We start from the raw sequence: 12423 nt of genomic DNA, 5'->3' as shown, positions 1-12423 counted from the left end.
CTGTGCGCCTCCGCCCGCAGCGCGTCGAGAACGTTCGCGCTATCGCCGGCCAACGACAGCGCCTATATTCCGCCCGCCAGTCGGCCGGACGGCCGCGGGTGCGCAAGCATTCGAGGAAAGTCCGGGCTCCACGCGGATACGGCGGCGGGTAACGCCCGCCGGAAGTAATTCTAGGGATAGCGCCACAGAGAATAGACCGCCGATGGCGTCGCAAGACGCACAGGCAAGGCTGAAACGGTGGGGTAAGAGCCCACCGCGCCGACCGTAAGGAAGGTGGCACGGCAAGCCCCGCCGGGAGCAAGACCGAATAGGAGCACACGAGCTTCGGCTCAGGTCCGTCCGCGGATTGTGCTCGGGTTGGTCGCGAGAACCGTGCGGCGACGCGCGGTCCAGAGGAATGGTCGTCACCGCGCAAGCGGAACAGAACCCGGCTTACAGGCCGACTGGCATTTTTGAGCGGACGGAGGACACGATGGAAGGCGGATGCTTCTGCGGTCGCGTGCGCTATCGCGTTGACGGCGCGCCGCTGGCGGCGACGCTCTGCCATTGCCAATCCTGCCGCCGCGCCACCGGCGGCGTGAACGTCGCCTGGGCCGTTTTCGAGAACGCCGCTTTCGAACAGCTCAGCGGCGACGTCGCGTGGCATTCCTCGTCACCCGGCATTCGCTGGGGCCATTGCGCCAATTGCGGTTCGCTCGTGCTCTACTGCCGCGACTCGCGCCCGGATCACACCGACATAACCACCGTTACATTCGACGATCCCAACGCGTTCCCGCCTACCGTCGAAATCTGGGTCGAGAACAAGCTCGCCTGGGAGCAGCTCAATGCCGCCTTGCCGAACAGGCCGCGCAGCAGCCTGAACGAATAGGTGTGAATCTGCCGGGCGAGGCGGGCGCGCAGCCGGACTCGCTGTAGTGTTGGCCAATGTCGATCCGCAAGTGGAGCAAACGGCGCGCTGGGCGCGCGGGCGGTGTCCTTTGAGCCACGCCCCGGTCCTACTCGCGGAAGCGATGGAAGCGCTCGCGCTGACGGATGGCGGCGTCTACGTCGACGCTACCTTCGGCGGCGGCGGCTATAGCCGCGAAATGCTGGGCAAGGCGGATTGCCGCGTCGTTGCGTACGACCGCGACCCAGACGCCATCGCCCGCGGGGCCGAATTAGCTGCGTCCGCCAAAGGTAAATTCACGCTTCATCAAGGCCGCTTTGGCGATCTAGCCGCTGACGAATTGGTGGACGGCGTCGTGTTCGATCTCGGCGTCTCGTCCTTCCAGCTCGACGAAGCCGAACGCGGCTTCTCGTTCCAGCAGGACGCGGACTTGGACATGCGGATGGAGAAGGAAGGCCTGAGCGCCGCTGACGCCGTGAACCGGCTGAGCGAAGGTGCGCTCGCCGATCTGATCTATCGCTACGGCGAAGACGACGACAGCCGCCGCATCGCCCGCGCCATCGTGCAAGCCCGCGCCGCCGGCGCGATCACGCGCACGCTGCCGTTCGCGAAGCTGGTGGAGGATTCCGTCGGCGGCCGCAGAGGCGCGCGCACACATCCGGCGACGAAGACATTTCAAGCGTTGCGCATGCTGGTGAACGATGAACTCGGCGAACTCGCGCGCGGGCTTTCCGCTGCCGAGCGCGCACTGAAGCCAGGCGGACGCCTTGTCGTCGTGTCGTTCCATTCGCTCGAAGACCGCATGGTCAAGCACTTCATCACCGAACGCGCCGACGCGCAGGGTCGGGGCTCGCGCTATGCGCCGGATCTCCCGCCCGAACGCGCGCCGAGTTTCGCCATCGACCGCAAGCGGGCCACCGTTTCCAGCGACGCCGAAACCGCGGTCAATCCGCGCGCGCGTTCCGCCAGCTTGCGCTGGGCCACGCGCACCGACGCGCCGGCCTGGGATGAACTCGAACCGCCGGCGCTCGCGCCGCGCGCGGAGGCCGAATGGCAAAAGCTAGATTGATCCGGTACGCGCAAATCGCGGCGGGCGTGCTCGTCGTCGTGCTCGCGATTGGCTTGTACAAAGCCAAGACCGACGCCGCGCGCGCCGAAGCGCATGTGCGCCAGCTGCAGAACGACGTCGACGAGCGCGAAGCCGATCTCCGCGCGCTGCGCGCCGAGATCGCGCATCTTGAGAGTCCAGGCCGTGTCGAACACCTGGCCGAACAGCATCTCGGCAGCGCCACCGGCTCAAGCTCCGAGGCGCTTCCGGAATCCGCGCTAGACGCCAAACTGCCCGCGCCGCAACAGCGCGCCGCACGCGAGTGAGACCGTTCGGACCCACTGTGTTCGCGGCCGATCAGGCGCTGCCTGAGTTTCCGGCCGAAGCCGCGCCCGCGCGCAACCGCGTGCGCTTTCTCGCACTCGCTGTGTTCGCGCTTCTGCTTTTGCTCGCCGGCCGCGCCGTGCAACTTGCCTTCAGCGGCGATCCGCTTGCCGAACCGCGCCGCGCCGGCATCGTCTCGATCCCCCGCGCTGACATCGTCGATCGCAACGGCGTGCTCTTGGCGACCACCGTCCGCGCATTCGCGCTCACCGCCGAACCGCGCCGCGTCTGGAACGCGGAAGAAACCGCCGACGCGCTGCGCACGATTTTCCCCGAACTCGATCGCGCCGCCACCATCCGTCGTCTCTCGGACAATTCGCGCCAGCTCGTCTTCCTCCGCCGCAGCCTCACGCCGAGCCAGCGCGAACAAGTCATCGCGCTCGGCCTTGGCGGCATCGGCTTTGAAGCAGAAGATCGCCGCGTCTATCCGCAGAACACGTTGGCAGCGCACACACTGGGCTTCACTGACGTCGATCTCAATCCACTCTCCGGCGTTGAGCGCGGCCTCGACGAAGAAATCCGCGCCGCCGGCGCAGCGGGGCGCCCGGTGCAGCTCTCGCTCGACGTGCGCATGCAATTCGCGCTCGAAGAAGAACTCGACGCCGCCGCCCGCGCCTCCGGCGCATCTGGTGGCTCCGCCATTCTGCTCAACGGTCGCACCGGTGAAGTTTACGCGCTCGCCTCTTGGCCAACCTACGACGCCAACGCCGCCGGCGCCGCCATCGACACCGCACGCCGCGACCGCGTCGCCGGCGATCTCCATGAACTCGGCTCCACCATCAAACCCTTCACCGTCGCCATGGCGCTGCAGGAAGAGGTGACCACCAGCGGCGAACTGTTCGATCTCACACGCCCCTTCGACATCGACGGCAGCCTCATCGAAGACCACGACCCAGTCCCCGCCAACGCCACGTTGCGCGACATCCTCGCTCATTCCTCCAACATCGGCGCCGCGCGCTTGGCCCTCCGCCTCGGCGGCGCGCGCCAACGCAGCTACCTCGAACGCCTCGGCCTCACATCGCCCGCAACGCTCGAACTTGGCCGCAACCAAGCGCCGCTCGCGCCGCACGCACGCGGCCGCCGCGATGTCGCGGGCCTTGGCTTCGGCTACGGCCTCGCCGCGACGCAAGCGTCGCTCGCCGGCGCCTACACTGTCTTCACCAACAACGGCGCCCGCGTCGCACCCACGCTGATCGCCCAAGCGCCCGACGCCGAGATCGAACGCAGCGTGATCTTCTCGCCCGACGTCACGCGCCAAGTGAACGCCTACCTGCGCGCCGTCGTCACCAGCGGCACCGGCCGCGCCGCCGATGTGCCCGGCCTCGCCATCGCCGGCAAAACCGGGACTGCCGAAAAACTCGGCGCCGACACCGCGACTTACGATGAAAGCCGCAATTTCTCCTCGTTCGCCGGCATCTTTCCCGCCAACGATCCGCGCTTTGTCATCGTCGTTGCGCTCGACGATACGGGTGAGGGCGCGGCCGGCGGTCGGGTCGCGGCGCCGGTCGTTGCGCGGACGCTGCGGCGCATAGCGCCCATGCTCGGTTTGCGTGTGGAGCCTCGCCCGCCGACGCGCTAGGGAGAGGGCATGAAGCTCGGCGATTTGTTCCACACCGGCGTCCCTGTTGAAGCCGCCAACATCGAGATCGCCGGACTCACCGCGGACTCGCGCAAAATCAAACCGGGCTTTTTGTTCGCCGCACTCGCCGGCGTCGCCGCGCACGGCCGCGATTTCGTTGCGCAAGCCAAAGCAAACGGCGCCGTCGCCGTGCTGAGCGCTGGCGATCTCAACACCGATCCCGGCATCGCGCACGTGGTCGCCAACAACGCACGCAACGCCTTCGCGCTCGCGGCCTCAGCGTTCTACCCCAAGCGCCCGCAAACCATCGTCGCCGTCACCGGCACCAACGGCAAAAGCTCGACGGTGGATTTCCTCCGCCAGATTTGGACCCACGCCGGCAAAAGCGCCGCCAGTCTGGGCACGCTCGGCGCCATCGGCCCGAATGGCGTGATCGATCTCGGCCACACCACGCCCGATCCCGCCGCCGTGCACGCCACGCTCACCGCGCTCGCCGAGCAAGGCGTAACGCACGCCGCGATGGAAGCATCAAGCCACGGCCTCGAACAACACCGCGTCGATGGCCTTACGTTTGACGCCGCTGCTTTCACTAATCTCACACAAGACCACCTCGACTATCACCAAGACATGGCGAGCTATCGCGACGCCAAGATGAAACTCTGGGCGTTGGTGAAACCAAACGGCAAAGCCATCATCAACGCGGACGCCGCCGAAGGCGAAGCGTTCGAAGTCGGCGCCAAAGCCAAGAACCTCGACATCATCCTCTGCGGCTGGCGCGCGCCGCGCGAACACGCGCTGAAGATCATCGAAATCCAGCCGCGCCCCAATGCGCAAACCATGAACCTGCTCTGGCAAGGCAAAGAGTACAAAGTCGAACTGCCGCTGATCGGCGAATTCCAAGCCATCAACGCCGTCACCGCCGCGACACTCGCCCTCGCCATCGGCGAGCACCCCGAAACCGTGTTCGCCGGCATGGAAAAATTACAGCCCGTCAAAGGCCGTATGGAGCACATCGGCCAAAGCAAAACCGGCGGCCACGTCTTCGTCGATTACGCGCACACGCCAGACGGCCTCGACGTTCTGCTTCGCGCCGCGCGTCCGCACGCGCCGGGCCGCATCATCGCCGTGTTCGGCTGCGGCGGCGATCGCGACACCGATAAGCGCCCGAAGATGGGCGCCATCGCGGCACGTCACGCCGACGTCGTCATCGTCACAGATGACAACCCGCGCGGCGAAGAACCCGCATCGATCCGTGCGCAAATCCTGAAGGCCGCGCCGAACGCCACCGAGATCGGCGATCGAGCCCAAGCCATCCGCGAAGCCATCGCCATGATGCAACCCGGCGACGCCGTGATGATCGCCGGCAAAGGCCACGAGACCGGCCAGATCATTAAAGGCGTCACCCACCCGTTCTCAGATCAAGACGTCGCGCGTGATGCGCTGGATGCGCAAACATGATTTTTCCCGCTTCCCGGCCGAATGCCCCGCGAAAGCGGGGCGAGAGCCGGGACCCAGAGATCGTTGCGCTCGGCTCTAGGTCCCGGATCGCACCCCGGCCTTCGCCGGGGATGCGTCCGGGAAGCGTTGTCTGTGGAGTTCAAGAATATGGCGTCTGAACTTTGGACATCCGAAGAAGCACAGGCCGCAACGGGCGGCCGTTTGCTGAACGCTGACACGTGGACATGCACCGGCGTCTCCATCGACACGCGCACCTGCGAACCTGGCGATCTCTTCGTCGCACTGAAGGACGTCCGCGACGGCCACGACTTCCTTGCGCAAGCCTTCGTCTCCGGCGCCACCGCCGCGCTCATCTCCGACGCGCGCAAAGTTGAGGGCCTCGGCGCAGCGCTCGCCGTGCACGACGTCCTCGATGGCCTGCGCAAACTCGCCGAAGCCGCGCGCGATCGCTCCGCCGCCAAGCGCATCGCCGTCACCGGCTCCGTCGGCAAGACCTCAACCAAGGAAGCGCTCGCCGTTTGCCTCTCCGCCAGCGGCCAAACTCATCGCAGCGTGAAAAGCTACAACAACCACTGGGGCGTGCCGCTGACGCTTTCGCGCATGCCGCGCGAAAGCCAGTTCGCCGTGTTCGAGATCGGCATGAACCATCGCGGCGAAATCCTGCCGCTGACGCAACTGGTCAAACCACACGCCGCGCTCGTCACCACAATAGCGCCCGCGCACGTGGAAAACCTGGGCTCACTCGAAACCGTCGCCGACGAGAAGGGCGACATCTACACTGGCCTCGAACCAGGCGGCTCCGCCATTGTCCCCGCTGACGCGCCGCACGCCGATCGGCTGATCGCTGCCGCCGAACGCAACGGCGCCAATCTCGTGCGCTTTGGCCGTGGCGCGGAGTGCGAAGCGCGCCTGCTCAAGTTCGACATGGACGACACCGGCTCCACCGCCGAAGCGGAAATCCTCGGCCGCGTGATCAGATACAGGATAGGCGTCGAAGGCGCGCATTGGGCGCTCAACTCTGTCGCGGCTCTCGCAGCCACCGATGTTGTCGGCGGCGATCTTGAAGCCGCAGCACACGCGCTCGAACATTTGCGCGCATTCGATGGCCGCGGCGTCGCCACCCGCATCGACGCCGCCTTCGGCGCCTTCATGCTTGTGGATGACTCATACAATGCCAACCCCGCCTCGATGGCCGCCGCGTTTTCCACACTCTCCGCGCGTAAGCCCGCAGACGGCGGCCGCCGTATCGTAGCACTTGGGGATATGTTGGAACTCGGCCGCGACGAGCGCGCCTATCACGCAGGCTTAGCGCAACCCCTTGAACAAGCTGGCGTCGATCTCGTGTTCGCATCCGGCCCGCGCATGGCCGCCCTCATGGAGGCGCTTCCCGCGTCGCGCCGCGGCGGCTATGCCGAGACATCCGACGCGCTGATTCCGATCATTGCGCCGGCGTTACGGGCAGGCGACATCGTGCTCGTCAAAGGCTCGAACGGGTCGAAGATGAGCAAAGTGGTTGCGGCGCTCACCGCGCTAAAGGGAAACGCGAATGCTTGAGCTCTTGGGGTCGTGGGAAGAGCGCTCGCAATTCTTCAACCTGTTCAACTACATCACGTTCCGCACCGGCGGCGCGATGTTCACCGCGATGATTTTCGCGTTCGCGTTTGGCGCGCCTTTCATATCGTGGCTGCGCAAGAAGCAGGGCAAAGGTCAGCCGATCCGCGAAGACGGCCCGCAGGGCCACCTGCTCACCAAGAAGGGCACGCCGACGATGGGCGGGCTCATCATTCTCATTCCGCTGACGATTTCGTCGCTGCTCTGGTCCGATCTTGAGAACGCTTACGTGTGGGCCGTTCTCGTCGTGACACTCGGCTTCGGCGCCATCGGCTTCGTGGATGACTACGCCAAGGTCACCAAGCAACATCACGGCGGCCTCTCGGCGAAACTCCGTCTCGCCTTCGAGTTCACCATCGCGCTTGTCGCCGCACTTGCCATGCTCGTCGCGGAATGGGTCTCGACCACGCCTGACCAAACCCACGACGCCATGGGCTTCATCAACGCACTGATGTCCGGCGATCCGCTCACAGCGGTCGCAGTGCCGTTCCTTACCGGCTACGGCATCCAGCTGCTCGCGTTCTACGTGCTGTTCGCGATGATCGTCATCGTCGGTTTCGGCAACGCGGTGAACCTCACAGACGGCCTCGACGGTCTCGCCATCGTGCCCGTCATGATCGCCGGTGGCACGTTCGGCGTGATCTGCTACCTGGTCGGCCGCGTCGACTATTCCGATTATCTCGGCATTCCTCACGTCGCCGGTGTCTCCGAAGTCGCCACCATTCTCGGCGCGCTGCTCGGCGCTTCACTCGGCTTCCTGTGGTACAATGCGCCGCCCGCCCGCGTGTTCATGGGCGACACCGGCTCGCTCGCGCTTGGCGGCTTGCTCGGCGCGACCGCCGTCGCCTCGAAGCACGAGATTGTCCTCGCCATCGTCGGCGGTCTGTTCGTGCTCGAAACGCTGTCGGTGATGGTGCAGGTGGCCGTGTTCCAGCGCACTGGCAAACGTGTGTTCTTGATGGCGCCCGTACACCACCATTTCGAGAAGCTGGGCTGGCAGGAACCTACCATCGTCATCCGCTTCTGGATCATTTCGGTGATCTTCGCGCTCGCCGGCCTTGCGACGCTGAAGTTGCGTTAACGGGCCGAAGCAGCGCAGGGAAAGCGCTTCGGAGGCGTTCGTGTTTTTGAAAATCGGCAATCGGCAGTCGGCAGTCGGCAGTCGCGCGGCAGATCAATTCGATTGCCGATTGCCGACTGCCGATTGCCGAGCGACGCCATGATCCCGATCACCGAATTCAAAGGCAGAGACGTTGCGGTGTTCGGCTTGGCGCGAACCGGCCTTGCCGCCGCGCGCGCGCTGACCGCGGGCGGCGCTCGCGTGCATGCGTGGGATGACAACGACGTCTCCCGCGCCGCCGCCGAAGCGGCTGGCGTACCCGTCTCCGACATCAACGCCCGCGATTGGCGCAGCTTCGCCGCCCTCGTGCTCTCACCCGGCGTGCCGCTGACATTCCCCGAGCCGCATCGCGTCGTCACGCTCGCCGAAGCCGTCGGCGTGCCGATCATTGGCGACATCGAGTTGTTCGCGCGCGCCGTGAACGCGCTGCCCGCGACGCAGCGCCCTAAGCTCATCGGCATCACCGGCACCAACGGCAAGTCCACCACGTCGGCGCTTATCGCGCACATCCTTAGCGAAGCCGGCAAGGACACACGTCTCGGCGGCAATATCGGCGCGGCCATCCTCGAACAGCCACCGCTGCACGCCGGCGCGTACTACGTCATCGAGCTCAGCTCCTATCAGCTCGACCTCACCTCGAGCCTTCGCCTCGACGTCGCCGTCTATCTCAACACCACGCCCGATCACCTCGATCGCCACGGCGACATGACCAATTACGTCGCCGCCAAGAAGCGCATCTTCTTGAACCAAGGCGCGGCGGATTGGGCTGTCATCGGCGTCGACGATCCGCACTGCGCGCGCATCTGCACCGAACTCACCCGCAACGCCGCACAGCACGTCGCTCCGATCTCCGCCGGCCAAGCACTTGGCCGCGGCGTCTCGGCGCTTGGCGGCAAGATCATCGACGGCTTGTCCGGCCGCTCCGAGATCGTGGCCGACCTCACCCAAGCGCCGGCACTCGCCGGCAAACACAACGCCCAGAACGCCGCCGCCGCCTACGCCGCGACACGCGCGCTCGGCGTCGATCACCGCATCATCGCGCAAGCCTTCAACAGCTTCGCCGGCCTGCCGCACCGTCTCGAACGCGCCGGCACGATCGAAGGCGTGCGCTTCGTCAACGATAGCAAAGCCACCAACGCCAACGCCGCAGCCCAAGCGCTCGCGGTTTTCCCGCGCGTCTACTGGGTCGCGGGCGGCGTCGCCAAGGAGGGCGGCATCGAGGATCTCGCCGAATTCTATCCGCGCATGGCGAAAGCCTATCTCATCGGCCAGAGCGCCGGCGATTTCGCTGACGTGCTGCGCAACAAGGTCCCGGTCGTGATGGCCGGCAATCTCGAAGCCGCCGTGAAGCTCGCGTTCAACGACGCGAAAGCCAGCGGTGAACCGCACCCTGTCGTGCTGCTCTCGCCCGCGTGCGCGTCGTTCGATCAGTTCAAGAGCTACGAAGATCGTGGCGACCAGTTCAAGACGTTCGTCGCCGCGCTCAACGAAGCGCCCAAAGCCAACGGCGCCAAGGCGGGAGCGAAGAAGTGAACGCGGCCATCGCCGACCGCTTCGGCGCGGCTTACGATCGCCTGCGCACCTACGACCGCCCGCTGCTGATCATCGCCGCCATCCTGTTCGCGCTCGGCATTCTCTTCTCCATGGCCGCGTCGCCCGCCGCCACCGCCCGCATCCGCATCGAGGAAGCGTTCTACTTTGCCGGCCGCCAAGCCGCCTACGCCGCCATCGGCATCGTCGTGATGTTCGCCGCCGCGTCGCTCGACCCACGGGGGTTGCGCCGCGCCGCCACCATCATCGCCGCCATCGCACTGCCGCTCTGCGGACTGGCAGCTTGGATCGGTCCCGAGATCAAAGGCGCGCAACGCTGGTTCGAGCTTGGCTTCTTCTCGTTCCAACCCTCCGAAGTGCTGAAGCCCGCGCTCATCGTCGTCTGGGCCTGGATGCTCGGCGAAACCCAGCGCGCCGCCAAATTCCCCGGCCGCATCGTCTCCATCGCGCTCTATCTGCTCACTGCCGCCGCGCTCCTCGCACAACCCGACGTCGGCCAGACCGCGCTGCTCGGCCTCTGCCTCGGCGCGCTGCTCATCTTGTCCGGCATGGGCCTTCGCTATGTCATCGGCGGCGGCGTGCTCGCAGCTTTCGGCGCGTGGGCGATCTATTCGTTCTATCCACACGCCCGCGAACGCGTGGACACCTTCCTCAATCCCGAAGGCGACGCCGCCTACCAAGTCAACCGCGCGCTCGACGCGATTGCTGCAGGAGGCGTGTTCGGCCGCGGCCCAGGCGAGGGCGTCATCAAGCGCTCACTCCCCGACGCGCATGCCGACTTCGTCTTCGCCGTAGCGGCTGAAGAGTTCGGCCTGCTCGCCTCGATCGGCCTTATCGCGCTGTTCGGCGCGCTCGCGTTCCGCGGCCTCTCGCGCGCCAGCCGCTTAAACAATCCGTTCGAACAACTTGCCGCAGCGGGGCTCGTCGTCCTGCTCGTTGCACAAGCCGCTATCCACATTGCTGTGAACTTGAGTTTGCTGCCCGCCAAGGGCATGACGCTCCCGTTCATTTCGTTCGGTGGTTCCTCGATGATCGGCTCGGCGCTGGCTTTGGGGTTCTGCTTGTCACTGCTCCGCGATCGCCCCGGCGCCTTCCTCTACGCGGGCCGCGCACGCACATAAGGCTGCCATGCCGAAGAAAGTCGTCGTCATTGCTGCGGGCGGAACCGGTGGACACTTGTTTCCCGCCGCCGCCTTCGCTGAAGAAATGTTCCGCCGCGACTGGCGCGTCGTGCTGATGACGGACGCGCGCGGCCGCCGCTATGCCGAAGGCTTTCCAGCCGAGCGCATCGAAGATGTTCCCGCCGCTAGCATTTCAGCGAACCCAATCACTGCGCTGCCCGCCGCCTTCAAAATCATGCGCGGCATCAACGAAGCAAAGCGCCGGTTCACTGAACTGCCACCGAACTTGGTCGCCGGCTTCGGCGGCTACCCATCGTTCCCCGCGCTGATGGCCGCGCGCGCGCACAAGGCGCCCATCTTGATCCACGAACAAAATGCCGTGCTCGGCCGCGTCAATCGCTCGATGGCGACCAGTGCGAAGATCGTCGCCTGCGGCTTCGATCGCCTCGATCGTCTGCCGGAGAAGGCTGCGTCCTACAAACACGTCGTCGGTAACCCTGTGCGTTTGCCGATCCTCGCCGTGCGCGAGCGTCCGTATCCCGGAGCACCCGCCGGTGGGCGTCTCAACATCCTCATCATCGGCGGCAGCCAAGGCGCGCGCTTGTTCGGCGAAGTCATCCCCGCCGCCATCGCGAAGCTGCCCGACGCGCTTCGCCAGCGTTTGGACATCGTGCACCAAGTCCGCGAGGAGCAGGTCGAAGCAGCGCGCACCAGCTACAAGACAGCCAAGGTCAACGCCGAAGTCGCACCCTTCTTCACCGACATGGGCCAGCGCCTCGGCGCCTGCCATCTCGTGATCTCGCGCGCCGGCGCTTCGTCCGTCACAGAACTCCAAGTCGCCGGCCGCCCCGCGATCCTGATCCCGTTCGCCGCCGCCGCCGACGATCACCAGGCCGCCAACGCCGAAGGTCTCACCGCCGTCGGCGCCGCCGATCTCTTCACCGAAGCCGAGTTCGAACCAATCGCGCTCTCCAACCTGCTAGAGCGCCGCCTCGCCGACCCCCATGGCCTCGCCGTCCGCGCCGCCGCCGCCCGGTCCTCGGCCAGGCCCGAAGCCGCCAAAACCTTGGCTGATCTCGCCGAATCCGTCGCCGCCTAGGCGGATGCATCCAAACCCGCCCCTGGCGGCGGCTAAGTCTTGAACCGGGCTTTTCGCCACGGGGAGGGATTTGGATTGGAAGACGTATTCCGTGACTATTGGTGGCTCGCCTTTCCGTTGGCCGGTTGCGTTGCGGCCGCTATCGAACTCGTGCGTGAGCCGGGGAGCTAAGAGTGAACATGGCCGAATTCCTGCACAATTTTTGGTGGCTGATCTTCCCGATCTTCGGGATGTACATGGCCATCCAAGGCAACAGCACGCGCGAGCGCAGCACGCGCGACGTGATCAGCCTGATCAAATCCTACACCGACCAAGGCAAAGAGCCGCCGCCCGAGCTTCTGCAGTCGGTGTCGAAGGCGCTCGAAGCCGGCGTGGACGAAGCGGGCGATGGCAAGAACGGTTCGGCCTGGACCTTCGTGATCTTCGCGGCGCTCGGCGGCGGCTTCTTCATGGCCTGGTGGCTCAACCAAACCCAGGACTTCGCCTGGGCGTTCTTGAGCGTCGCCGTCACCATGTGCGTGCTGGCCGCGGGCTCTCTCATCATCCTGATGTTTGGCCGCAAGTAA

The 12423-nt window shown here is 65.9% G+C and carries 11 protein-coding genes and 1 other RNA gene; all 12 read left to right on the top strand.

Going from position 1 to position 12423, the window contains the following annotated elements:
* Positions 1-76: 76 nt before the first annotated feature.
* An RNA gene (gene rnpB, locus DSM104635_RS14020) (RNase P RNA component class A) lies at positions 77-451 on the top strand.
* A 21-nt stretch (positions 452-472) separates the two neighbouring features.
* Positions 473-868, top strand: coding sequence for a GFA family protein (locus DSM104635_RS14015; protein ID WP_158766802.1), 396 nt, complete (start codon positions 473-475; stop codon positions 866-868).
* A gap of 109 nt (positions 869-977) precedes the next feature.
* Positions 978-1955 carry a 16S rRNA (cytosine(1402)-N(4))-methyltransferase RsmH gene (gene rsmH / locus DSM104635_RS14010; RefSeq protein ID WP_158766801.1) on the top strand — a complete coding sequence of 326 codons (978 nt, stop codon included), beginning with the start codon at positions 978-980 and terminating at the stop codon, positions 1953-1955.
* Positions 1937-2260, top strand: a complete 324-nt coding sequence (gene ftsL / locus DSM104635_RS14005) for a cell division protein FtsL (protein ID WP_158766800.1) — start codon at positions 1937-1939, stop codon at positions 2258-2260. The genes rsmH and ftsL overlap by 19 nt, the downstream gene beginning before the upstream one ends.
* Positions 2257-3897: a peptidoglycan D,D-transpeptidase FtsI family protein gene (locus DSM104635_RS14000; RefSeq protein WP_158766799.1), complete on the top strand. Its 1641-nt coding sequence runs from the start codon at positions 2257-2259 to the stop codon at positions 3895-3897. The genes ftsL and DSM104635_RS14000 overlap by 4 nt, the downstream gene beginning before the upstream one ends.
* Before the next feature lie 9 nt (positions 3898-3906).
* Entirely contained in the window at positions 3907-5355 is a 1449-nt protein-coding gene (locus tag DSM104635_RS13995; protein ID WP_158766798.1) for a UDP-N-acetylmuramoyl-L-alanyl-D-glutamate--2,6-diaminopimelate ligase, read from the top strand.
* 147 nt (positions 5356-5502) lie between these two features.
* On the top strand, positions 5503-6909 hold the full coding sequence (locus DSM104635_RS13990; RefSeq protein ID WP_158766797.1) for a UDP-N-acetylmuramoyl-tripeptide--D-alanyl-D-alanine ligase: 1407 nt from the start codon (positions 5503-5505) through the stop codon (positions 6907-6909).
* The gene (gene mraY, locus DSM104635_RS13985; RefSeq protein WP_158766796.1) at positions 6902-8047 is read left to right on the top strand and encodes a phospho-N-acetylmuramoyl-pentapeptide-transferase; all 1146 of its coding nucleotides are present in this window, start codon (positions 6902-6904) and stop codon (positions 8045-8047) included. Before DSM104635_RS13990 ends, mraY begins: the two co-directional genes overlap by 8 nt.
* A gap of 138 nt (positions 8048-8185) precedes the next feature.
* The gene (gene murD / locus DSM104635_RS13980; RefSeq protein WP_158766795.1) at positions 8186-9619 is read left to right on the top strand and encodes a UDP-N-acetylmuramoyl-L-alanine--D-glutamate ligase; all 1434 of its coding nucleotides are present in this window, start codon (positions 8186-8188) and stop codon (positions 9617-9619) included.
* Complete coding sequence (locus DSM104635_RS13975; protein ID WP_158766794.1) at positions 9616-10758, top strand: FtsW/RodA/SpoVE family cell cycle protein; 1143 nt, start codon at positions 9616-9618, stop codon at positions 10756-10758. Before murD ends, DSM104635_RS13975 begins: the two co-directional genes overlap by 4 nt.
* Before the next feature lie 7 nt (positions 10759-10765).
* Complete coding sequence (locus DSM104635_RS13970; protein ID WP_158766793.1) at positions 10766-11857, top strand: UDP-N-acetylglucosamine--N-acetylmuramyl-(pentapeptide) pyrophosphoryl-undecaprenol N-acetylglucosamine transferase; 1092 nt, start codon at positions 10766-10768, stop codon at positions 11855-11857.
* A gap of 173 nt (positions 11858-12030) precedes the next feature.
* Entirely contained in the window at positions 12031-12423 is a 393-nt protein-coding gene (locus tag DSM104635_RS13965) for a hypothetical protein (protein WP_228445698.1), read from the top strand.

Origin of the sequence: Terricaulis silvestris (assembly GCF_009792355.1) — a bacterium.
GTDB lineage: Bacteria > Pseudomonadota > Alphaproteobacteria > Caulobacterales > Aquidulcibacteraceae > Vitreimonas > Vitreimonas silvestris.
This window is presented reverse-complemented; position numbering and strand designations above follow the sequence as displayed.